Source organism: Vibrio coralliilyticus (assembly GCF_024449095.1).
Classification (GTDB): Bacteria; Pseudomonadota; Gammaproteobacteria; order Enterobacterales; family Vibrionaceae; genus Vibrio; species Vibrio coralliilyticus_A.
In genome coordinates this window covers 3,274,566-3,298,116 of record NZ_CP024627.1, presented here as the reverse complement: position 1 = coordinate 3,298,116, position 23,551 = coordinate 3,274,566, and the positions used below count along the sequence as shown (strand labels likewise).

The window sequence follows — 23,551 nt, the reverse complement described above, 5'->3', positions numbered from 1 at the left end:
CGACGTTTCCCGTCGCGCTGTTTTTAGGTAAAAGGAAATTCTATGATCCAAATAATCACAGGCAGTACATTAGGTGGCGCTGAATACGTGGGTGATCATCTGAGTGATCTGCTGATTGAAAATGGCTTTAAGACTTGTATCCACAACCAACCGGTACTGGAAGAAGTACCAGCACAGGGTACTTGGCTACTCATCACATCCACTCACGGTGCGGGTGAGTATCCAGATAACATTCAACCGTTTATTCAAGCCTTGCAAGATACACCGCCGCGTATGTCTGACGTCAAATATGCGGTCATTGCCATTGGCGACTCTAGCTACGACACATTCTGTGCCGCAGGCCAGCACGCCCATGCCCTACTAGCCGACATTGGAGCGACACCAGTGGCGGATTGTCTAACCATCGATGTTCTCAGCCACGATGTTCCTGAAGATGCCGCAGAGGTGTGGCTAAACGAGCATATCAACAAGCTGTAGTCTTACTCTTTAAGGAAGTGTGCCATCAGCCACTTCCTCTCTCCACAACTCATAAAATCCTTTTTCTCCCTCCTGTGGATAAAATAAGATCTATCCGGTGATTAACCTATAGTTATCCCAATAATAACTTTGAGTTTTATTTTTACCTGTGCATAACTAGCCTTTTTGATCTCAGAAAATCCTCACACTGATCAAGGTAAGATCACATCATATGATCCGTTCAAGAACGATGATCTTGTTGATCATTTTTCACTTATCCACAGAGATCGCCGATCCTAATAATAGATCCAATAAAAGATCATATATAGAGATCCTATAGAAATAAGCTTTGTCAGAGGCTTAAATTAAAAACGCGAAAAGCGATTTTCTATCCATGGGAAAGCAGGTAGAATAGCGCTCTTTTTATCTGTCCATCTCTCTATTTGAATACCAGAGGTCAGTTCATGCTTTATCACGAAAACTTTGACGTCATTGTTGTTGGTGGCGGACATGCAGGAACGGAAGCCGCACTCGCATCAGCTCGTACAGGACAAAAAACACTGTTACTGACACATAACATCGACACTTTAGGTCAGATGTCATGTAACCCTGCAATTGGGGGGATCGGTAAAGGTCATTTAGTCAAAGAAGTGGATGCCATGGGTGGTTTAATGGCCCAAGCCATCGATCACGCTGGTATTCAGTTTAGGACTCTTAATGCATCTAAAGGGCCTGCTGTTCGTGCTACACGAGCTCAAGCTGATCGAGCACTCTATAAAGCTTATGTACGTGAGGCGTTAGAAAATACCCCGAACCTAACACTATTCCAACAATCTGTAGATGACTTGATTGTTGAGCAGAACAAAGCGGTTGGTGTGATCACTCAAATGGGGCTGCGCTTTCATGCTAAAGCTGTTGTGTTGACCGTAGGAACCTTCCTTGGAGGTAAAATCCATATAGGCATGGAAAGTTCCTCTGGAGGTCGTGCAGGTGATCCACCTTCGATCGCTTTAGCGGATCGTTTACGTGAATTACCGTTTCGTGTTGATCGCCTAAAAACGGGCACGCCACCGCGTATTGACGCACGTACTGTTGATTTTTCAGTACTTGAAGCTCAACACGGTGATGACCCAACACCAGTTTTCTCTTTTATGGGCAACAGGGATCAACATCCACAACAGATCCCATGTTTTATCACTCATACCAATGATCAAACACATGAAGTGATCCGAAAAAACTTAGATCGTAGCCCTATGTATGCCGGTGTGATCGAGGGAATTGGCCCACGTTACTGCCCATCGATTGAAGACAAAGTGATGCGTTTTGCCGACAAGAACAGCCATCAGATCTTTATCGAGCCTGAAGGACTGAACACGCATGAGCTCTATCCAAATGGCATCTCAACCAGCCTGCCGTTTGATGTTCAAGTGCAAATCGTTCGTTCAATGAAAGGCTTTGAGAACGCACATATCGTTCGTCCAGGATACGCCATTGAATATGATTTCTTTGATCCACGTGATTTAAAACAGACCTACGAGACGAAGTTTATTAGTGGTTTATTCTTTGCTGGCCAGATTAATGGAACTACAGGCTATGAAGAAGCCGCGGCGCAAGGTCTGATGGCAGGTTTGAATGCTAGCCTGTATAGTCAGGACAAAGATGGATGGAGTCCACGTCGAGATCAAGCTTACATGGGAGTATTGATTGATGACCTATCGACAATGGGGACAAAAGAGCCATACCGCATGTTTACGTCTCGTGCAGAGTATCGCTTACTGCTGCGTGAGGATAATGCGGATCTTCGTCTGACAGAAAAAGCGCGCGAGTTAGGATTAGTTGATGATCTACGCTGGGCTCGCTTTAATCAAAAGATCGAAAACATGGCGAAAGAACGTCAAAGATTGCAAGACACGTGGATGAACCCTAAATCTGCGGGTATTGATGAGCTGAATAAGCATCTCAAAACGCCAATGGCCCGTGAGGCAAGTGGTGAAGATCTGCTGCGCCGTCCGGAAATGACATACTCCCAACTAACTGAACTGGACGCATTTGCACCTGCTCTGGACGATCAACAGGCGGCTGAGCAAGTAGAAATTCAAGTCAAATACGAAGGCTACATTAAACGTCAGCAAGACGAGATTGAAAAGTCGCTTCGTCATGAACATACCCAGTTGCCCGTGGATCTGGATTACACCAATGTGAAAGGGCTGTCCAATGAAGTGGTAGCGAAATTGAATGAGTCGAAACCTGAGTCAATTGGTATTGCGTCACGTATTTCAGGTATCACGCCTGCCGCGATTTCGATTCTGCTGGTTCACCTCAAAAAACATGGCATGTTGAAAAAAGGCGAGGAAGCATAAATGAGTGGTTTACGAACACAATTAGACGCTTTGATCGCTCAAACTTCGCTGGACGTCTCCGAACATCAACGAGAACAGCTGGTTGGCTATGTAGAAATGCTTAACAAGTGGAACAAGGCCTATAACTTGACCTCCGTTCGCGATCCCGGTGACATGCTGGTGAAACACATTCTCGATAGCATAGTGGTCAGCCCACATCTGCAAGGGCAACGCTTTATTGATGTCGGAACTGGTCCGGGTTTACCTGGCATTCCTCTGGCGATTATGAACCCTGATATGGCATTTACTTTGCTTGATAGCCTTGGCAAGCGCATTCGTTTTATCAAACAGGTGTTGCACGAGCTTAAGATCGACAATGTCACGCCGATTCAAAGCCGTGTTGAAGCGTTTCAGCCACAAGACAAATTTGATGGCGTGTTAAGCCGGGCGTTTGCCTCTATGGTGGACATGGTCGAGTGGTGTCATCACTTACCTAAAGCGCATACAGGCTGTTTTATGGCCCTGAAGGGCCAATTACCACAGGATGAGATTGAGCAGCTTCCAGAGTGGTGTTCTGTGACCGACATCAAAGCTTTGCAAGTTCCTGAATTGGAAGGTGAGCGTCATCTAGTAATCTTATCCCGCAAGGAATAAAAGCGAGGTTCATCGTGGGAAAAATCGTAGCAATCGCCAACCAGAAAGGTGGAGTTGGTAAAACAACAACGTGCATCAACTTAGCCGCGTCTATGGCTGCGACTAAGCGTAAGGTATTGGTGATTGACCTCGATCCGCAAGGCAATGCCACTATGGCCAGTGGGGTCGACAAGTATCAGGTAGATGCAACAGCGTACGAACTGCTGGTTGAGGATGTCGCTTTTGATGATGTTGTGTGCCGTAAAACATCAGGAAATTATGACCTGATCGCAGCTAACGGTGATGTCACGGCGGCAGAAATTAAACTAATGGAAGTGTTTGCGCGTGAGGTTCGCCTCAAACATGCTTTGGCTGCAGTTCGCGATAACTATGATTTCATCTTTATTGATTGCCCTCCATCTCTAAACCTTCTTACAATCAATGCCATGGCCGCAGCAGATTCGGTCTTGGTACCTATGCAGTGTGAGTATTTTGCGCTGGAAGGTTTAACAGCATTGATGGATACCATCAGTAAGTTGGCAGCGGTGGTGAATGAAAACCTTAAAATCGAAGGTTTACTACGAACCATGTACGATCCTCGCAACCGCTTATCCAATGAAGTTTCCGATCAGTTGAAAAAGCACTTTGGTAACAAGGTGTACCGCACTGTTATTCCTCGTAATGTTCGTCTGGCCGAAGCGCCAAGTCATGGTAAACCTGCCATGTACTATGACAAATACTCCGCAGGCGCAAAAGCCTATCTGGCTTTAGCTGGAGAAATGCTTCGCCGCGATGAAGTCCCTGCATAACCCAACCAAAGGAATTTTGTCTCATGTCTAAACGTGGTTTAGGTAAAGGGCTTGATGCTCTGCTCTCGACGAGCTCGCTTGCACGTGAAAAACAGCAAAGTGCATTACACAGCCAAGAGCTTTCTTCTGATGGGGAGCTGGCCGATTTAAGCATTAACAGTCTTAAACCTGGTGTTTATCAGCCACGTAAAGATATGGAGCCCGAAGCGCTTGAAGAGCTAGCGGCGTCAATCGAGTCTCAGGGCATCATTCAGCCGATCGTGGTTCGCCAGGTTGAAAACGATAAGTTTGAAATCATCGCTGGTGAGCGCCGCTGGCGTGCGGCTCGTAAAGCGGGCCTGAAGCAGGTACCTTGCGTGATCAAGAATGTTGAGGATCGTGCTGCGATTGCCATGGCTTTGATCGAAAATATCCAGCGTGAAGACCTGAATGTGATCGAAGAAGCGGTTGCTTTGGATCGTCTTCAAGAGGAATTTTCTCTGACTCACCAACAGGTGGCTGAGGTGATTGGTAAGTCGCGCGCTACCGTGAGTAACTTACTGCGACTCAATCAGCTTGAAATGGATGTAAAGTATCTGCTTTCTGAAAAAATGCTTGAGATGGGGCATGCTCGTGCACTATTAGCGCTTGAAGGTGAGCAACAAGTCGAAGTGGCTGAGCTGGTTGCGAAGAAGCGTATGACGGTTCGTCAGACGGAGCAGCTAGTGAAAAAGTGTCTCCAGCCGCAATCTGAAGAGAAAAATGAGTCCCAAGACACGGAGGCACAACAAATGTCACAAAAATTGAGTGAAATGCTCAGTGCTAAAGTGGCAATCGTACGAGCTAAGAATGGCGCTTCTAAAGTGACGATTAGTCTTGATGAGCCTCACAAATTAGAGCAACTGATTGCCAAGCTCGAAAGCTAAATGAGATAATTGATCTCCGTCAATTATGTAAAAAAACGAATTTTTGTGCGGAAGTTGTCGGTTTGTAAACAAAATTGTAACTTTTTGCGGTGTTTTAATTGCATTCAATAGGACTCACCGTATAATTTTCGCCAATTTCCCAGCACCGAGGTAGTAACGCTGTGGATTTTACTCGAGGTACGAATACATGGTAGCTGCGTTAGCTAGACCAGGACGAGAGCTTGCAAAGCGATTGTTAATGATCCAGTTCGGCGCGGTTACATTAATGGCGGCAGGAATGGCAGTGGCTGTGAATGCTGAATGGGGGCTTTCAGCACTGATTGGCGGCGGCATTTTTGTTGTTGCGAATGCGGTGTTCGCATTGTTTGCTTTCATGTATGGTGGAGCTCGCGCCGCAAAGCGGATCGCGAATTCTTTCTATGCCGGTGAAGCACTGAAAATCCTTATCACGGTGGCGCTTTTCTCCGTTGCCTACATGTATATACAGGTGGAACTTGTTCCCCTTAAGCTAACCTATTTGCTGGCTCTAGGTATTAATATCTGTGCGCCAGTGCTATTCATTAACAACAAAAAATAGGATGAGTTATGGCTGCGCCAGGTGAAGCGCTAACTGCGTCCGGATACATTTCCCACCACCTTACAAACCTTTCTACTTATAAGTTAGGTCTTGTAGCGGAGGAGGCAAGTTTCTGGAACGTACATATCGATAGCCTGTTTTTTTCTTGGTTTACTGGTTTAATTTTCCTCGGAATTTTTTACAAGGTAGCAAAGAGAACAACAGCGGGTGTACCAGGTAAGCTTCAGTGTGCTGTAGAAATGATCGTTGAATTTGTCGCGGAAAACGTCAAAGACACGTTCCATGGACGCAACCCACTGATCGCACCTTTAGCACTGACTATCTTTTGTTGGGTATTCTTAATGAACTTGATGGACTTAGTGCCTATCGACTTCTTACCTTACCCAGCAGAGCATTGGCTTGGTATCCCTTATCTTAAGGTTGTACCGTCTGCTGATGTGAATATCACCATGGCTATGGCTCTAGGCGTATTCGCTCTGATGATTTACTACAGCATCAAAGTGAAAGGTCTAGGTGGATTCGCTAAAGAATTAGCACTACATCCATTCAATCACCCACTGATGATCCCGTTTAACCTACTGATTGAAGTGGTCTCGCTACTGGCGAAACCTCTGTCTCTTGGTATGCGTCTATTCGGTAACATGTTCGCGGGTGAGGTTGTATTCATTCTTTGTGCGGCAATGCTACCATGGTACTTGCAATGGATGGGTTCACTACCGTGGGCAATCTTCCATGTCTTGGTTATCACGATTCAAGCCTTCGTGTTTATGATGTTGACAATTGTTTACCTGTCAATGGCACACGAAGACAGTGATCATTAATTTTTTTAAAGCTTTTTATTTGGGCAACTAGCCAACAACTATAAATTGGAGATAGTAATGGAAACTTTACTGAGCTTTTCTGCAATCGCCGTAGGTCTTATCGTCGGTCTTGCTTCTCTTGGTACAGCGATTGGTTTCGCACTTCTAGGTGGTAAATTCCTTGAAGGTGCAGCACGTCAACCAGAAATGGCTCCTATGCTACAAGTTAAGATGTTCATCATCGCGGGTCTACTTGATGCGGTTCCAATGATCGGTATCGTTATCGCACTTCTATTCACTTTCGCAAACCCATTCGTTGGTCAACTAGGTTAATCGCTTTTAACTTTCGACAAGCATTAGCTTGTTATTGATTAACACTAAGTCCGAATAGAAGGGGTAGCTGTTGTGAATATAAACGCAACTCTGCTAGGTCAAGCAATCTCGTTTGCACTGTTTGTGTGGTTCTGCATGAAGTATGTATGGCCACCGTTGATGCAAGCGATCGAAGAGCGTCAGAAGAAAATTGCTGACGGTCTGCAGGCAGCTGAACGTGCTGCGAAAGACTTGGATCTAGCACAAGCCAACGCTTCTGATCAGTTGAAAGAAGCGAAGCGCACAGCAACTGAGATCATCGAGCAAGCGAATAAGCGCAAAGCTCAAATTCTAGATGAAGCTCGCGAGGAAGCTCAGACTGAACGTCAGAAAATCCTATCGCAAGCAGAAGCAGAACTTGAAGCTGAACGTAACCGTGCACGCGATGAGCTGCGCAAACAAGTTGCAACTCTGGCTGTAGCTGGTGCTGAGAAGATCATTGAGCGTTCCATCGATAAAGATGCGCACAAAGATATTCTCGACAACATTACTGCAAAACTTTAAGTCTGGGGGCGCCTATGTCTGATTTGACTACTATCGCACGCCCCTATGCTAAAGCAGCCTTCGACTTTGCAGTAGAAAAAGGCGCGTTGGACCAATGGGGTCAAATGCTTTCTTTTGCTGCTGAAGTCGCTAAAAACGAACAAATGCACGAACTCTTAACGGGGTCAGTTTCTGCGGACAAACTCGCAGAAGTATTTGTAGCAGTTTGCGGCGAACAAGTTGATGCTCATGGCCAAAACCTTCTGAAGGTAATGGCGGAGAATGGTCGATTAGCGGCCCTTCCTGATGTTTGTGAACAGTTCTTTGCTCTGAAAAAAGAGCATGAGAAAGAAGTGGATGTGGAAGTGATTTCCGCTACTGACCTTTCTGATGAACAGCTTGCAGGTATCAGCAGCAAACTTGAGCAGCGTCTTGAGCGCAAAGTTAAGCTGAATTGCAGTGTAGATGAGGCCCTACTTGGTGGGGTGATTATTCGAGCCGGAGACTTAGTCATCGATGACTCAGCGCGTGGACGTTTGAACCGCCTGAGCGATGCATTGCAGTCTTAATGGGGATTGGAGCATGCAACTTAATTCCACGGAAATCAGCGATCTAATCAAACAGCGTATCGAATCTTTCGAAGTTGTTAGTGAAGCTCGCAATGAGGGTACTATCGTATCGGTAAGCGATGGTATCATCCGCATCCACGGCCTAGCGGACGTGATGCAAGGTGAAATGATTGAATTACCGGGTGGCCGTTATGCACTAGCACTTAACCTTGAGCGTGACTCGGTTGGTGCAGTTGTAATGGGCCCATATGCTGACCTTAAGGAAGGCATGAAAGTTACAGGTACAGGTCGTATTCTTGAAGTACCAGTTGGTCCAGAACTACTAGGTCGCGTAGTAAACACGCTAGGTGAACCTATTGATGGTAAAGGTCCTATTGAAGCCAAACTGACTTCACCTGTAGAAGTGATTGCACCGGGTGTAATCGACCGTCAGTCGGTTGATCAGCCTGTGCAAACTGGTTACAAATCTGTTGACTCAATGATCCCAATCGGTCGTGGTCAGCGTGAGCTTGTGATCGGTGACCGCCAGACTGGTAAAACAGCGATGGCGATCGATGCAATCATTAACCAGAAAAACTCTGGTATTTTCTCTATCTACGTAGCTATCGGTCAGAAAGCATCGACTATTGCTAACGTAGTACGCAAACTGGAAGAACATGGCGCGCTAGCTAACACTATTGTTGTTGTTGCGTCAGCTTCTGAATCTGCAGCGCTACAATACTTAGCGCCATACGCAGGTTGTGCGATGGGTGAATACTTCCGTGATCGCGGCGAAGACGCACTGATTGTTTATGATGATCTATCTAAACAGGCAGTAGCTTACCGTCAGATCTCTCTACTACTAAAACGTCCACCTGGCCGTGAGGCATTCCCTGGTGATGTTTTCTACCTTCACTCGCGTCTACTAGAGCGTGCTGCTCGTGTAAATGCAGAATACGTAGAGAAGTTCACTAATGGTGAAGTGAAAGGTAAGACGGGCTCTTTGACTGCTCTTCCTATCATCGAAACTCAAGCTGGTGACGTTTCAGCATTCGTACCGACTAACGTAATCTCGATTACCGATGGTCAGATCTTCCTACAAACTGAGCTATTCAACGCAGGTGTTCGTCCAGCGGTTGACCCAGGTATCTCGGTATCACGTGTAGGTGGTTCAGCTCAGACGAAAATCATCAAGAAGCTCTCTGGCGGTATTCGTACTGCTCTTGCTCAGTACCGTGAACTTGCAGCATTTGCTCAGTTCTCGTCTGATCTTGATGAAGCAACGAAGAAACAGCTAGACCATGGTCAGAAAGTAACAGAACTAATGAAGCAGAAGCAGTACGCTCCAATGTCTGTTTTTGACCAAGCACTAGTGATCTTCGCGGCAGAGCGCGGCTATTTAGCAGATGTTGAACTAAGCAAACTGCTAGATTTCGAAGCGGCTCTACTATCGTATGCTCGCGGTCAATACGCTGAACTAGCGTCTGAGATCGACAAGACGGGTGCGTACAACGATGAAATCGAAGCTCAGCTTAAGAAGCTGGTTGATGATTTCGTGGCAACCCAAACTTGGTAATAGGTCGGTGGCAGTAATGCCACCAACTAATGGAGAGTAACGATGGCCGGCGCAAAAGAGATACGTAATAAAATCGGTAGTGTGAAAAGCACTCAGAAAATTACGAAAGCGATGGAAATGGTAGCAGCTTCAAAAATGCGTCGTTCTCAAGATGCAATGGAAGCTTCTCGTCCATACGCTGAAACAATGCGTAAAGTGATCGGTCACGTGGCAAACGCGAATTTAGAGTACCGTCATCCGTACCTAGAAGAGCGTGAAGCGAAGCGAGTTGGTTACATCATCGTTTCTACAGACCGCGGCTTGTGTGGCGGCTTGAACATTAACGTGTTCAAGAAAGCTGTAACAGACATGCAAGCTTGGAAAGAGAAAGGTGCTGAGGTTGAACTGGCAGTCGTCGGTTCGAAAGCAACAGCCTTTTTCAACAACAGTGGCGCTAAAGTCGCTGCGCAGGTTTCTGGTCTGGGCGATAGCCCTAGCCTTGAAGACCTAATCGGTTCTGTAAGCGTAATGCTGAAGAAATACGATGAAGGTGAACTGGACCGTCTGTATGTAGTGTTCAACAAGTTTGTTAACACTATGGTTCAGCAACCAACGATCGATCAATTGCTACCTTTGCCTAAATCGGACAGCGAAGAGATGCAGCGAGAGCATTCATGGGACTACATCTATGAACCTGAGCCACAACCTCTGCTTGATGCACTGTTAGTGCGCTACGTAGAGTCTCAGGTGTACCAAGGTGTGGTTGAGAACCTTGCTTGTGAGCAAGCGGCTCGAATGATTGCGATGAAAGCTGCAACTGATAATGCGACCAACTTGATTGAAGATCTAGAGCTTGTGTATAACAAAGCCCGTCAGGCTGCGATTACACAAGAACTATCGGAAATCGTTGGTGGTGCTGCAGCGGTTTAAGCTTAGGTAAAACGAAATAGTTTAGAGGATTAACGATGGCTACAGGTAAGATCGTACAGATCATCGGTGCGGTAGTCGACGTAGAGTTCCCACAGAGCGAAGTACCTAGTGTATATGACGCTCTAAACGTAACGGACTCAAAAGAGCGTCTAGTTCTTGAAGTTCAACAACAGCTAGGCGGTGGCGTAGTTCGTTGTATCGTAATGGGTAGCTCTGATGGTTTACGTCGTGGAGTGGAAGTGGTAAATACTGGCGCTCCAATTTCAGTACCAGTAGGTACTAAGACCCTAGGTCGTATCATGAACGTTCTAGGTGACGCAATTGACGAGCGTGGTGAAATCGGTGCAGAAGAGTCTTACTCTATTCACCGTGAAGCACCAAGCTACGAAGAGCAATCAAACGAAACCGCTCTACTAGAGACTGGTGTTAAAGTAATCGACCTAGTTTGTCCATTCGCTAAGGGTGGTAAAATCGGTCTATTCGGTGGTGCAGGTGTAGGTAAGACCGTTAACATGATGGAACTTATCAACAACATCGCACTACAGCACTCAGGTCTGTCAGTATTCGCTGGTGTTGGTGAGCGTACTCGTGAAGGTAACGACTTCTACTTTGAGATGCAGGAAGCGGGCGTTGTAAACGTTGAGAAGCCTGAAGAATCAAAAGTAGCAATGGTTTACGGTCAGATGAACGAGCCACCAGGTAACCGTCTACGTGTTGCACTAACTGGTCTAACAATGGCAGAGCGTTTCCGTGATGAAGGTCGTGACGTTCTACTGTTCGTTGATAACATCTACCGTTACACGCTAGCAGGTACGGAAGTATCAGCACTTCTAGGTCGTATGCCTTCTGCAGTAGGTTACCAGCCTACACTGGCAGAAGAGATGGGTGTACTACAGGAGCGTATCACGTCAACTAAGCAAGGTTCTATCACGTCTGTACAGGCGGTATATGTACCAGCGGATGACTTGACTGACCCTTCTCCAGCAACCACGTTCGCGCACTTAGATGCAACGGTTGTACTTAACCGTAACATCGCAGCGATGGGTCTATACCCAGCGATCGACCCACTGGATTCAACGTCTCGTCAGCTAGACCCACTAGTGGTAGGTCAGGAGCACTACGACATTGCGCGTGGCGTTCAGTCTACTCTACAGCGTTACAAAGAGCTGAAAGACATCATCGCGATCCTAGGTATGGACGAGCTATCTGAAGAAGATAAGCAAGTTGTATCTCGTGCACGTAAGATTGAGCGTTTCCTAACTCAGCCTTACCACGTAGCGGAAGTATTCACTGGTGACCCAGGCATCTACGTACCTCTTAAAGAGACTCTACGTGGCTTCAAAGGTCTACTAGCTGGTGATTACGACGACATTCCAGAGCAAGCGTTCATGTACTGTGGTGCAATTGACGATGCTATCGAGAATGCGAAGAAGCTATAAGGCTAACTAGGAGGCGATATGGCACCAATAACCTTTCACCTAGACGTAGTAAGCGCTGAGAAGAAAATCTTCTCTGGTCGCGTTGAAACGTTTCAGGTGACCGGTAGCGAAGGTGAGCTGGGTATTTTCCACGGCCACACTCCGTTACTGACCGCTATCAAGCCTGGTATGGTGCGTATTGTGAAACAGCACGGCCACGAAGAAATCATTTATGTTTCTGGTGGTATGGTGGAAGTTCAGCCAGGTACAGCGACTGTACTGGCTGATACTGCTATCCGTGGTGAAGAGCTAGACGCAGCGAAGGCAGAAGAAGCCAAGCGTCGCGCTGAGGAGAGTATCCAGAATCAGCACGGCGATATGGACTTCGCTCAAGCGGCCAGTGAGCTGGCGAAAGCCATTGCTCAGCTACGTGTTATCGAGCTGACAAAGAAACGCCGTTAATCCTATTACGGTGTTTTAAAAATGATAAAGGCGGTCTTATGACCGCCTTTTTGCTTAATTTTTAATAGAAATTTTTCCAGAGCAATTAACTAATCTTGGATAAGTGTCTAGAATACCTCTCAGTTTAAAAACAGCACATTTAAAGGTTACTGAATGAAATTTAGCGCGGTGATCCTCGCAGCGGGTAAAGGGACTCGCATGTACTCGAACAAGCCCAAAGTACTGCATACCTTGGCGGGCAAACCTATGGCAAAGCATGTGATTGATACATGTGCCAGTTTAGGTGCGCAAAATATTCATTTGGTGTACGGCCATGGTGGCGACCAGATGCAGAGAGAGTTGGCGGAAGAGTCAGTCAACTGGGTGCTGCAGGCGGATCAATTAGGTACAGGTCATGCTGTGGATCAAGCCTCTTGTCAATTTGAGGATGATGAAAAGATCTTAGTGCTCTATGGTGATGTACCACTGATCTCAGAAGAGACAATCGAAAGCCTATTGGATGCGCAGCCTACTGGTGGTATTGCGTTACTGACCGTGGTTCTGGATAACCCTATGGGGTATGGACGCATTGTGCGTAAGAATGGCCCTGTAGTAGCTATCGTCGAACAGAAAGACGCGACTGAAGAGCAGAAGCTGATTAAAGAGATCAATACTGGTGTGATGGTCGCGACAGGTGGTGATCTGAAACGCTGGCTATCTGGTCTAAATAACAATAATGCCCAAGGTGAGTACTATCTGACGGATGTCATTGCTGCGGCTCACGACGAAGGTCGTGCTGTAGAAGCTGTGCATCCAGTGAATCCGATTGAAGTGGAAGGCGTTAACGACCGTGCTCAACTCGCTCGCTTAGAGCGTGCTTTCCAATCAATGCAAGCGAAAAAGCTGTTAGAGCAAGGCGTTATGCTACGTGATCCTGCTCGTTTTGATCTACGTGGTGAACTGCAATGCGGAATGGATTGTGAGATCGATACCAACGTGATCATTGAAGGCAAAGTCACCTTAGGTGATAACGTGATCATTGGCACAGGTAGCGTGCTAAAAGACTGTGAAATTGATGATAATTCCGTCATTCGTCCTTACAGCGTGATTGAAGGTGCAACGGTGGGTGAAGACTGTACGGTTGGCCCGTTCACTCGCTTACGCCCGGGGGCAGAGATGCGTAATGACTCTCATGTAGGCAACTTCGTTGAAGTGAAGAATGCGCGTATTGGCGAGGGTTCTAAAGCGAATCACCTGACCTATTTAGGTGATGCGGAAATTGGTCAACGTACAAACATCGGCGCAGGCACGATCACCTGTAACTATGATGGCGCAAATAAGTTTAAGACGGTTATCGGTAATGATGTATTTGTTGGTTCTGACAGCCAGCTAGTGGCGCCAGTAAGCATCGCTGACGGTGCGACGGTTGGAGCGGGAACCACATTAACCAAAGATGTCGCTGAAGGAGAGTTAGTGATTACCCGTGCGAAAGAGCGCAAAATCACAGGCTGGCAGCGTCCCGTCAAGAAGAAGTAGTCCGAAGTAATTAAAGGATCGCCGCCTTAGGGCGGCGTTTTTGTATTCAGTTACTTGGGATCGCTATTCGTTGCTCCAACCACCGGACAGCTTGTGATACCAGTAGAATCAATACCAGATATTCCAGCACCAAGAAGGTATAGATCTCGAGTGGTAAGTACTCATTAACTACCAACTCATTGGCCCGCCTTGTTAAGTCACTCAAGCCAATCACACTGACCAGTGAACTCATTTTTAGGATATAGACAAATTGGTTGCCGAGCGGTGGTAGGATTTGCCTAAATGCTTGTGGAAGGATCACTAAGCGCATCTTTTGCCAATAGTTCAGGCCAAGTGACTCAGCTGCTTCATGCTGTCCTTTGGTAATAGATTTAATACCGCCACGGAACACTTCCGCCATAAAAGCACTTTCGGCAATGGTAAGAGCGATGACACCTGCCCAGAAGTGATCGAGGGAGATGTCCAATAGTGTTGGTAGGCCGTAGTAGACCCACAGCAGCAGAACAAGCACAGGAATTGAGCGAATCACTTCAACATAAACCCGGTTAAAGCCATTTAGCCATGTTGAGCTCGATAATGAGGGCAGAGCAACCATCAAGCCTATTAACATGGCGAGAACCATGCTCAACAAAGAAATCGTGATCGTGTCGTAAAACCCTGCACTGAGAAACTTCAGATTGGTTTGGCCTTGCTCTGTCGCTGGATCGAGCACATACCAGCCCCATTGGTAGTCACTACAACCAGTAAGGAGCAGAAGTGTTGCCAGCCAGAAATAACGATAGGTCACATTACATCCTGTATTGTCTAAAAAAATAGCTTTGTTGCTGCTATGTTAGCAGTGAACAATCACAGAGCGTAATAACTTTAAGGAAGGTTAAATGAACAAGTTCATCCTCGCACTCGGACTGTGTATTTTATCGATTGGGCAATCGGCGGCTGACACTAGCCGACTTGATGATATTCTCGACAGCGGAGTATTACGAGTAGGGACGACTGGGGACTGGAATCCGATGACGATGAAAGACCCAGCAACGAACAGCTATCGTGGTTTTGACATTGATGTTACCACTGAACTGGCTAAAGACTTAGGTGTGAAAATTGAATACGTGGCGACAGACTGGAAAACCTTGGTCAATGGCATTACAGCAAACAAGTATGACATAACGGGAAGTGCATCATTGAATATGTCACGTGCGAAAGTGGCAGGTTATAGTCAACCTTATTTCTATTTGGCGTTTGTACCCGTCGTACAGAAAAAGGATCTACAAAAATTCTCGGATTGGAGCGATTTCAATAAAGAGGATGTGAAAGTGGCCGCAACGTTAGGTACGGTCCAAGAAAAGATGGTCAAAGAGTTTTTTCCTTCCGCGAAGCACATCGTCATTGAAGCGCCCGCTCGCGATTTCCAAGAGTTATTGGCTCGTCGTGCAGATGTTTCAGTCACCTCCAATGTTGAAGCTGCAACACTGGTGGAGAAATTTAAACAGCTTGCGATTGTCCCTGTAAAACAGCCACGTAAACCGACACCGATTGCGATGTTGCTGCCTCAGGATGATCAGGTATGGATTAATTACATTAACCATTGGGTGGAACTGAAAAAAACTCAGGGCTTCTTTAAGAAAACCGCTGAAAAATGGGGACTTACAAGCATGTAAGTGCTTTGAATAGGAAAGAGCCGCATTGTGCGGCTCTTTTTATCGTTTATTCGTCACTTACCACTCGTGAATTATCTGGAGTTGTAAAGTGCTCAGACAATTGACGATTAGAGACAACAAATCCTATCCACAACCCACCCATACAGATCAGAATAGTGACACCTGTAATGACTTGAGCTTGGCTAGCCATCGCCGCGACTAATGCACTGGCGAGACTGCTGATGCAGATCTGCAAACTGTTTTGCAGTCCTGCTGCAGTGGCTGGGCTCTGCTTAGCACTGGCCAATGCGCGGTTGACGACAATCGGGTAAAGCGCACCGTTCGCAACCGCAATTAAACAGAAGGGTGCAAGAATCGGCCAGATAGACGTTAGCTGCCATTGTGAGGCGATAAACACCAGTAGTGAAGCGACACTGAATAAACCAATCAACTGGCGCAGTACTTTTTCGTCACCAAATTTGGTTACCCCTTTTTTCCCTAGGTAACCACCAGCCATAAAGGCGATCGTCTGTGGAATAAAACTTAGACCGATATCTTTGGCTTCGTAACCAAGCTGAGCCATGATTTCTGGCATCCCAGTTAAGTAAGCAAAGAAGGCCGCTGATGCGGTAGCAAACATCATGACGTTGCCCAAATAAGTCTTTGAGCCTACTAGCGCTTTGATGTCTGAACCTATGCTTGTTTGTTTGGCTGGTGCCTTCTCCTGGCTTTGTGCCATTGTTGTCACTGCCAAAAATAGCCCCATTAAGGTCAGAGTGACAAAAATACTGTGCCAACCAAAGTTATCTGCCAGTACGACACCCAGTTGGGGGGCTAACGCGGGAGAGAGTGCGACTAAGGGCATGATGGTGGCAAAGATTTGTTGGCTGCTGCTGGAATAACGCTTGATAACCATGGCTTGCCAAATCACAGCGGGAGCGCAGACGCCAATGGCCTGAACGAAGCGAAGTGTCAGTAATTGCCAGACTTGATCGCTGAAGGCGAGACCAAAAGATGCCAAAGTAAATAAACCTAAACCTACGGCAAGAGTATTACGGTGGCCAAATTTATCAGAGGCCAGCCCCCAGAGTAGCTGACCCATTGCCATACCGACTAAAAAGACGGTCAGCGATAATGCGACTTGTTCTGGACCTGTGGCGAAGTCATTTTCCATCACCTTGAAAGCAGGTAAGTACATATCTGTGGCAATAAAACCTAGCATTGATAACGAGGCTAAATAAAAAAGTTGTAATTTAGAGATTTTCATCATCTTTCCATTCAAAAAAATTCACGGATTGTTATAAGTTGGCGCCAACCTTTTTATTAACTTTGCTATTCTATTTTTCATATTCATGAAATTGAAACGCTAAAATTTACAGTTATTAATCAAAATTTTTGAAAGGTATTATTGTGGGTGTGTTTTCGCAAACATCGTTAGAGCTGGTGGACACTGTTGCTCGGTTGGGCAGTTTCACTGCGGCAGCGGAAGAGCTGCATAAGGTGCCGTCTGCGATTAGTTATAGTATTCGTCAGATAGAGCAAGAGCTAGATGTGGTGCTATTTCGTCGTCTTCCAAGAAAAGTAGAACTGACAGCGGCTGGAGAACTGTTTTTGGATCAAGCCAGAGCTATGTTACGTCAGATGGAAGAAGTGAAAGCGCAAACGAGACGCGCCGCCCATGGTTGGCAGAAAACGCTCAAGATCACGTTGGATAATGTGGTGAAGCTTGAGCGACTCAAACCTCTCATTGAAGATTTCTATCAGACTTTTCCTTACGCTGAATTACAAATCAATATGGAAGTGTTTAATGGTTCTTGGGAAGCGATTTCACAAGGTCGCGCTGATATCGTTATCGGTGCGACAGCAGCGATTCCCGTTGGAGGAGATTTTGAAGTTCGTGAAATGGGTATTTTAGATTGGGCGTTTGTCATGTCTCCCAGCCATCCGTGTGTGAAACAGCAGGCATTAAGTGAAGAGTACGTCAGTCAGTATCCTGCAATCTGCTTAGATGATACTTCCAATTTATTACCCAAGAGACACACAGTGCATTATCCCAAGCAGCGCAGATTGCTGCTACCCAACTGGTACAGTGCGATAGAGTGCCTAAAAAACGGTGTGGGGGTGGGCTATATGCCTCGGCATATTGCGCGCCCTTTGATTGCTGAAGGGTTGTTGGTGGAAAAAATTCTTCCTGAAGAGAAACCTTTGAGCCATTGCTGCTTAGTGTGGCGCAAAGATGAAAATCATAAGATGATTCAATGGATGGTCGACTACCTAGGATCCAGTGAGCAGTTATATCAAGACTGGTTGCAAGCAAGATGAGGGGTTCAAAAAGCGCCAGTTCTTACTGGCGCTTTGCTTTTCTTACGATCGGCACTTTACGGACGTTCGAATACCGTTGCAATACCTTGACCTAAACCAATACACATAGTCGCGAGACCGTATTTTGCGTCTTTCGATTCCATTAGATTGATCAGTGTGGTTGAGATGCGTGAGCCAGAACAGCCTAGCGGATGGCCTAGTGCAATTGCACCGCCATTCAGGTTAACCTTCTCGTCCATCACTTCCAACAAGCCTAAGTCTTTTGCACACGGTAGAGATTGTGCAGCAAAAGCTTCATTAAGCTCAATCACATCCATATCTTCAATGGACAGGCCAGCACGTTTTAGTGCTTTTTGCGTCGCAGGTACTGGGCCATAGCCCATGATAGAAGGATCACAGCCCGCAATCGCCATACCTTTGATACGGGCACGAATGGTTAAACCGAGTTCGTTTGCTTTGTCTTCACTCATGATCAGCATTGCAGACGCGCCGTCTGAAAGCGCCGATGACGTACCTGCTGTGACTGTACCATTTGCAGGGTCAAATACTGGACGTAACTGAGACAGGCCTTCTACAGAAGTCTCTGGACGAATGACTTCGTCATGGTCAAGAGTGAATAAGGTACCGTCCGCTGCATGACCTTCAGTCGGTAAGATTTCATTCTTAAAGCGACCTTCCAACGTAGCAGCGCGAGCGCGAGCATGAGAGCGTGCGGCAAATTCGTCTTGCTGCTCACGGCTGATGCCGTGCAGCTTACCCAGCATTTCGGCTGTCAGACCCATCATGCCTGCTGCTTTGGCGACATGTTTAGACATACCTGGGTGGAAATCTACCCCATGGTTCATCGGTACGTGGCCCATGTGCTCAACACCACCAATTAGACAGATCTCAGCGTCACCTGTCATGATAGCGCGAGTACCGTCATGTAGCGCCTGCATCGAGGAACCACATAAGCGGTTAACCGTCACCGCGCCAATTTCAATCGGCAGGCCTGCCAGTAGGGCTGCATTACGTGCTACGTTGAAGCCTTGCTCTAGGGTTTGCTGAACACAGCCCCAGTAAATATCTTCAATCTCACTTGGATTAACCTGAGGGTTACGCGCTAGGATGCCTTTCATTAGGTGTGCTGATAGGTCCTCAGCACGAGTATGTCGGAATGCACCACCTTTAGAGCGACCCATAGGTGTACGTAGACAATCTACGATAACGACGTTTCTTGTTTGTAAAGCCATGTGGGAATCTCCTTAGATAGAACCTTGTTGCTGAGTGCCGTAGAAGGTTTCACCTTTAGCAGCCATATCAATCAGCATTTGTGGAACCTGATACATAGCACCGAGCGTTTGGTACTGTTCTGCCATCGCGATATATTCAGCAATGCCCACACTATCTAAGTAACGGAACACCCCGCCGCGGAATGGAGGGAAGCCTAAGCCGTACACTAATGCCATATCGGCTTCTTGTGGAGAGGCAATAATGTTTTCTTGTAGGCAAAGTACCACTTCGTTGATCATAGGAATCATCATACGTTGAATGATGGTTTGGTCATCGAACTCTTGAGTTTGGCTACAGACTTCCGACAGGATAGGTAGAATTTCGTCGGTGAAGGCTTTCTTCGGTTTACCGCGCTTATCTACGCTGTAGCTGTAGAAACCGCTGCCATTCTTCTGTCCGTATTTATTGGCGTCGAACAGAGCATCAATCGCATCGCGATCTGACTTACCCATGCGTTCAGGGAAGCCTTGTGCCATCACCGCTTGGGCATGGTGAGCAGTATCAATACCTACTACATCTAGCAGGTAAGCTGGGCCCATTGGCCAACCAAACTGACGCTCCATGACTTTGTCGACTTTGGTGAAGTCTGCACCGTCACGAAGCAACATGCTGAAACCACCGAAGTATGGGAATAGCACGCGGTTAACGAAGAAACCTGGACAGTCATTGACCACGATTGGTGATTTACCCATCTTCGCGGCGTAAGCAACAACACGATTGATGGTTTCATCCGAGGTCTTTTCACCGCGAATGATTTCAACCAGCGGCATTCTGTGGACTGGATTAAAGAAGTGCATACCACAGAAATTTTCAGGACGCTTAAGAGACTTCGCCAGTAAGTTGATTGGGATCGTTGAAGTATTGGAAGTGATAACAGTATCTTCGCTGACCTGCTGTTCTACTTCACTTAATACTGCGGCTTTTACTTTCGGGTTTTCTACCACAGCTTCAACAATCACATCCGAATTTTCAATCCCGGCGTAATGTAGACTAGGTGTAATCGACGCTAGGATACCAGCCATCTTAAATCCATCGATACGGCCGCGTGACAAGCGCTTATTAAGCAGCTTAGACGCCTCTGTCATACCGAGATCTAAAGATGCCTGAGCGATGTCTTTCATCATAACCGGCACGCCTTTTAGGGCTGATTGGTAAGCAATACCGCCACCCATAATGCCTGCACCGAGCACCGCTGCGCGTTCAGTTTGCTTGTTAGCGTTTTTCGCTGCTTTCTTGGCAATACCTTTGATGTACTGGTCATTAAGGAAAAGACCAACCAGTGCTTTCGCTTCTTCGGACTTAGCTAATTTGATGAAGTACTTACGCTCAATATCTAGGGCTTCATTACGTGCAAAACGTGAACCTTCTTCAATGGCGATGACCGCTTTCATCGGTGCAGGGTAGTGCGGACCTGCTTTTTGTGCCACTAGGCCCTTCGCCATCGTGAAGCTCATCATCGCTTCTAACTTACTGAGAGTAAGTGGAGAGGTTTTTTGTTTGCGGCGCTGCTGCCAATCAAGCTTCTCATTAATCGCTTGGGTAAGCGTTGCTAGCGCAGATTCATACAATGACTCACTGTCAACCACAGCATCAAGTAAGCCAATTTTCAGTGCTTCATCTGCGCGGCAAGCTTTACCTTGCGTGATGATTTCCATTGCACTGTCAGCACCAATGACGCGGGGCAGGCGTACACAGCCGCCAAAGCCAGGCATGATTCCGAGTTTAGTTTCTGGTAAGCCAATGCTGGTGGTTTTGTCACCAATGCGCATGTCGGTAGCAAGTACGCACTCACATCCACCGCCAAGAGTATGGCCTTTCAGCACGGAAAGTGTAGGGACAGGCAAGTCTTCAAGTTTATTGAAGATGCTGTTAGCAAACTGCAGCCACTTATCGAGTTCGGCTTCTTCTTTGGCAAACAGGCTTAAAAACTCAGTGATATCTGCGCCAACTATAAAAGCGTCTTTATCTGATGTCAGCAGCAGACCCTTGAGGCCTTGATGGGCATTCAGAGCATCGAGTGCTTTATCGAGTGATTCAAGAGTGGCGAGGTCGAGCTTGTTGACAGAATTGGGTGAGCAGAAACTGAGCTCAGCGATACCGTCGTGTAATTCCTTTACCTGTAGGGTTTCGGCTTGGTAAATCATTATCTATCTCCATGACATACAATCTTGGGATTGCGCGTACACCGACCTCAGGCTTGTGGTCGGCATATAGAAATGTCGCTTTATTTTTATTCTGGTTAGACCAGTGGTTTTAGTTTGGACTCAGCTAAAATTAAATTCAATACATTTTTTAAACAAGTGTTTAACATTGTGCGCTGCCGCTGATCTTTTAAGCGCGCTAATTGGGTTTCATGGTAGACTGGTAAGATAATGAAAAGTGACGTAATGCCATGAACGATCTGCCCTATCTTATCCCCGCTCAACTTGCTCTATTCGAAGAAGAAATTAAGAAAAGTGTCTTTATTACCCAGCTAGCGCATACTCCATCTGTCGAAGCTGCCAAGGCGTTTGTTGAGCAGGTTAAAGCACAACATTCAGGTGCCAGACACAACTGCTGGGGGTTTGTCGCAGGTCGACCTGAAGATTCAATGAAATGGGGGTTTAGTGATGATGGTGAACCTTCTGGCACGGCAGGCAAACCCATCTTAGCTCAACTATCAGGTTCCGGAGTGGGTGAGATTTCGGCTGTAGTGACTCGATACTCTGGTGGAATAAAACTTGGTACTGGTGGCTTAGTCAAAGCGTATGGTGGTGGTGTTCAGCAGGCACTCAAGTTGCTTCAAACAATTGAGAAAAAAATAACCACAAAGCTATTAGTGGAGTTAGACTATGGCTTTATGACTATTGTTCAGGCTTTACTGCCGCAATTTAGCGCGCAAGAAGTGGAGACTGACTATAGTGAACAAGTAAAGATGGTCGTGGAAATTGAACTTCGCTATGTAAGTGACTTTACCCAAACCATAATCAACAAAAGTGGAGCCAAGGCTTTGGTTACCTCTTTAGACGGAAAATAAAGATAATCAGGAAGTCGGAAGCTCAGCTTCAGTAATCATCAGTTCATGCAGTTTCGTTCAATAATTCGTATTGTCGGGCTATTGCTCGCTCTTTTTAGTGTCTCAATGCTAGCGCCTGCGCTGGTCGCGTTGATTTATCGTGACGGTGCAGGTGTGCCTTTTGTTACGACTTTCTTTGTTCTGCTCATCTGTGGCGCTATCTGCTGGTGGCCAAATCGCCGTCATAAACATGAACTCAAAGCCAGAGACGGTTTTCTGATTGTTGTATTGTTTTGGACGGTTATTGGTAGTGCGGGTTCGATTCCTTTCTTGCTTTCTGATAATCCTAATGTGTCAGTGACAGACGCTTTTTTTGAATCTTTTTCTGCGCTGACGACTACAGGAGCAACGGTGATTGTTGGTCTTGATGAGCTTCCCAAGGCACTATTGTTTTATCGTCAGTTTCTACAGTGGTTCGGTGGAATGGGGATCATCGTACTTGCTGTGGCAATTCTGCCTGTACTAGGTATTGGTGGCATGCAGTTGTACCGCGCGGAGATTCCAGGTCCAGTCAAAGACAGTAAGATGACGCCTAGGATTGCTGAAACCGCAAAAGCGCTGTGGTACATCTATTTGAGCTTAACGATTGCGTGTGCCTTGGCATTCTGGTTAGCGGGCATGACGCCGTTTGACGCGATAGGTCATAGTTTTTCCACTATCGCAATTGGTGGTTTTTCTACGCATGACGCCAGCATGGGCTACTTTGATAGCTACGCGATTAACATGATTACCGTGGTGTTCTTACTCATTTCTGCGTGTAACTATTCTTTGCACTTTGCTGCGTTTGCATCCGGTGGTGTTCATCCTAAATACTATTGGAAAGATCCAGAGTTCCGAGCTTTTATCTTCATTCAGGCACTGTTATTTGTAGTGTGCTTTCTGATTCTGCTTAATCATCACTCTTATAACTCTGTCTATGATGCTTTTGATCAGGCGTTATTTCAGACCGTTTCAATTTCTACTACGGCTGGTTTTACGACCACAGGGTTCTCCGAGTGGCCGCTTTTCTTACCCGTACTTTTGCTATTTTCTTCCTTTATCGGAGGCTGTGCCGGTTCAACGGGGGGAGGGATGAAAGTTATTCGTATTTTATTACTCACTTTGCAAGGTGCGCGCGAGCTAAAACGTTTGGTACATCCAAGAGCGGTTTACACGATCAAAGTAGGTGGAACTGCACTCTCTCAACGTGTAGTCGATGCTGTATGGGGGTTCTTTTCTGCTTACGCTTTGGTGTTTGTGGTATGCATGCTGGGACTAATCGCGACAGGTATGGATGAGTTAAGTGCCTTTTCTGCAGTGGCAGCTACGCTCAATAACCTTGGCCCAGGTTTAGGAGAAGTGGCATTGCATTTCGGTGATGTTAACGATAAAGCCAAATGGGTATTAATTGTCTCTATGCTGTTTGGGCGTCTTGAGATATTCACTTTACTGATTCTACTCACTCCAACATTTTGGCGCAGTTAAGG

Annotated in this window: 23 protein-coding genes; 19 read left to right on the top strand and 4 right to left on the bottom strand. The window is 46.5% G+C overall.

The annotated features are described in order from the left end of the window. The first annotated feature begins 42 nt into the window (after positions 1-42). The 15 genes from mioC to glmU all read left to right on the top strand — a co-directional run bounded on the left by mioC (position 43) and on the right by glmU (position 13,802). On the top strand, positions 43-477 hold the full coding sequence (gene mioC, locus CTT30_RS15565) for an FMN-binding protein MioC (protein WP_252035602.1): 435 nt from the start codon (positions 43-45) through the stop codon (positions 475-477). A gap of 443 nt (positions 478-920) precedes the next feature. Continuing rightward, positions 921-2,816: a tRNA uridine-5-carboxymethylaminomethyl(34) synthesis enzyme MnmG gene (gene mnmG, locus CTT30_RS15560; RefSeq protein WP_239838794.1), complete on the top strand. Its 1,896-nt coding sequence runs from the start codon at positions 921-923 to the stop codon at positions 2,814-2,816. Then, complete coding sequence (rsmG, locus tag CTT30_RS15555; protein WP_252035600.1) at positions 2,817-3,449, top strand: 16S rRNA (guanine(527)-N(7))-methyltransferase RsmG; 633 nt, start codon at positions 2,817-2,819, stop codon at positions 3,447-3,449. 14 nt (positions 3,450-3,463) lie between these two features. After that, positions 3,464-4,237 (top strand): ParA family protein, encoded by a 774-nt coding sequence (locus CTT30_RS15550; RefSeq protein ID WP_239838792.1) that lies wholly within the window; start codon positions 3,464-3,466, stop codon positions 4,235-4,237. A 23-nt stretch (positions 4,238-4,260) separates the two neighbouring features. Further along, positions 4,261-5,142: a ParB/RepB/Spo0J family partition protein gene (locus tag CTT30_RS15545; protein ID WP_239838791.1), complete on the top strand. Its 882-nt coding sequence runs from the start codon at positions 4,261-4,263 to the stop codon at positions 5,140-5,142. Between the two features lie 187 nt (positions 5,143-5,329). Continuing rightward, on the top strand, positions 5,330-5,719 hold the full coding sequence (locus CTT30_RS15540; protein ID WP_006957450.1) for a F0F1 ATP synthase subunit I: 390 nt from the start codon (positions 5,330-5,332) through the stop codon (positions 5,717-5,719). 8 nt (positions 5,720-5,727) lie between these two features. Further along, positions 5,728-6,540: a F0F1 ATP synthase subunit A gene (atpB, locus tag CTT30_RS15535; RefSeq protein WP_006957449.1), complete on the top strand. Its 813-nt coding sequence runs from the start codon at positions 5,728-5,730 to the stop codon at positions 6,538-6,540. A 57-nt stretch (positions 6,541-6,597) separates the two neighbouring features. Further along, positions 6,598-6,852: a F0F1 ATP synthase subunit C gene (gene atpE / locus CTT30_RS15530; RefSeq protein WP_006957448.1), complete on the top strand. Its 255-nt coding sequence runs from the start codon at positions 6,598-6,600 to the stop codon at positions 6,850-6,852. 72 nt (positions 6,853-6,924) lie between these two features. After that, the gene (atpF, locus tag CTT30_RS15525; protein WP_239838790.1) at positions 6,925-7,395 is read left to right on the top strand and encodes a F0F1 ATP synthase subunit B; all 471 of its coding nucleotides are present in this window, start codon (positions 6,925-6,927) and stop codon (positions 7,393-7,395) included. Between the two features lie 14 nt (positions 7,396-7,409). After that, the gene (gene atpH / locus CTT30_RS15520) at positions 7,410-7,943 is read left to right on the top strand and encodes a F0F1 ATP synthase subunit delta (protein ID WP_239838789.1); all 534 of its coding nucleotides are present in this window, start codon (positions 7,410-7,412) and stop codon (positions 7,941-7,943) included. 13 nt (positions 7,944-7,956) lie between these two features. Further along, complete coding sequence (gene atpA, locus CTT30_RS15515; protein ID WP_239876668.1) at positions 7,957-9,498, top strand: F0F1 ATP synthase subunit alpha; 1,542 nt, start codon at positions 7,957-7,959, stop codon at positions 9,496-9,498. Positions 9,499-9,540: 42 nt separating this feature from the next. Beyond that, positions 9,541-10,407 (top strand): F0F1 ATP synthase subunit gamma, encoded by an 867-nt coding sequence (atpG, locus tag CTT30_RS15510; protein ID WP_239870922.1) that lies wholly within the window; start codon positions 9,541-9,543, stop codon positions 10,405-10,407. Between the two features lie 35 nt (positions 10,408-10,442). Beyond that, on the top strand, positions 10,443-11,846 hold the full coding sequence (atpD, locus tag CTT30_RS15505; protein ID WP_239870925.1) for a F0F1 ATP synthase subunit beta: 1,404 nt from the start codon (positions 10,443-10,445) through the stop codon (positions 11,844-11,846). 18 nt (positions 11,847-11,864) lie between these two features. Then, a complete protein-coding gene (locus CTT30_RS15500) occupies positions 11,865-12,287 on the top strand; it encodes a F0F1 ATP synthase subunit epsilon (protein WP_006957442.1) in 423 nt (140 codons plus the stop codon). 153 nt (positions 12,288-12,440) lie between these two features. After that, positions 12,441-13,802, top strand: coding sequence for a bifunctional UDP-N-acetylglucosamine diphosphorylase/glucosamine-1-phosphate N-acetyltransferase GlmU (gene glmU, locus CTT30_RS15495; protein WP_252035598.1), 1,362 nt, complete (start codon positions 12,441-12,443; stop codon positions 13,800-13,802). A 46-nt stretch (positions 13,803-13,848) separates the two neighbouring features. Here the strand turns inward: glmU and CTT30_RS15490 are convergent, their stop codons facing one another. Continuing rightward, positions 13,849-14,589: an amino acid ABC transporter permease gene (locus CTT30_RS15490; RefSeq protein WP_252035596.1), complete on the bottom strand. Its 741-nt coding sequence runs from the start codon at positions 14,587-14,589 to the stop codon at positions 13,849-13,851. Positions 14,590-14,680: 91 nt separating this feature from the next. Between CTT30_RS15490 and CTT30_RS15485 the strand changes: the two genes are divergently transcribed. Further along, positions 14,681-15,457, top strand: coding sequence for a transporter substrate-binding domain-containing protein (locus CTT30_RS15485; protein ID WP_239870933.1), 777 nt, complete (start codon positions 14,681-14,683; stop codon positions 15,455-15,457). A 46-nt stretch (positions 15,458-15,503) separates the two neighbouring features. On the opposite strand, the gene punC is transcribed toward CTT30_RS15485, so the two are convergent. Beyond that, positions 15,504-16,703, bottom strand: coding sequence for a purine nucleoside transporter PunC (gene punC / locus CTT30_RS15480; protein WP_252035594.1), 1,200 nt, complete (start codon positions 16,701-16,703; stop codon positions 15,504-15,506). A 149-nt stretch (positions 16,704-16,852) separates the two neighbouring features. Here punC and punR point away from each other — a divergent pair, with 149 nt between their 5' ends. After that, positions 16,853-17,758 carry a DNA-binding transcriptional activator PunR gene (gene punR, locus CTT30_RS15475; protein WP_252036660.1) on the top strand — a complete coding sequence of 302 codons (906 nt, stop codon included), beginning with the start codon at positions 16,853-16,855 and terminating at the stop codon, positions 17,756-17,758. A 56-nt stretch (positions 17,759-17,814) separates the two neighbouring features. Here punR and fadA read toward each other — a convergent pair whose 3' ends face one another. Both fadA and fadB read right to left on the bottom strand, forming a co-directional pair. After that, entirely contained in the window at positions 17,815-18,990 is a 1,176-nt protein-coding gene (fadA, locus tag CTT30_RS15470) for an acetyl-CoA C-acyltransferase FadA (protein ID WP_252035592.1), read from the bottom strand. Between the two features lie 12 nt (positions 18,991-19,002). After that, complete coding sequence (gene fadB, locus CTT30_RS15465) at positions 19,003-21,174, bottom strand: fatty acid oxidation complex subunit alpha FadB (RefSeq protein ID WP_252035591.1); 2,172 nt, start codon at positions 21,172-21,174, stop codon at positions 19,003-19,005. Between the two features lie 248 nt (positions 21,175-21,422). Between fadB and CTT30_RS15460 the strand changes: the two genes are divergently transcribed. Both CTT30_RS15460 and CTT30_RS15455 read left to right on the top strand, forming a co-directional pair. Further along, positions 21,423-22,046 carry a YigZ family protein gene (locus CTT30_RS15460; protein WP_252035588.1) on the top strand — a complete coding sequence of 208 codons (624 nt, stop codon included), beginning with the start codon at positions 21,423-21,425 and terminating at the stop codon, positions 22,044-22,046. Between the two features lie 45 nt (positions 22,047-22,091). After that, complete coding sequence (locus CTT30_RS15455; RefSeq protein ID WP_239838779.1) at positions 22,092-23,549, top strand: TrkH family potassium uptake protein; 1,458 nt, start codon at positions 22,092-22,094, stop codon at positions 23,547-23,549. Positions 23,550-23,551: the final 2 nt, after the last annotated feature.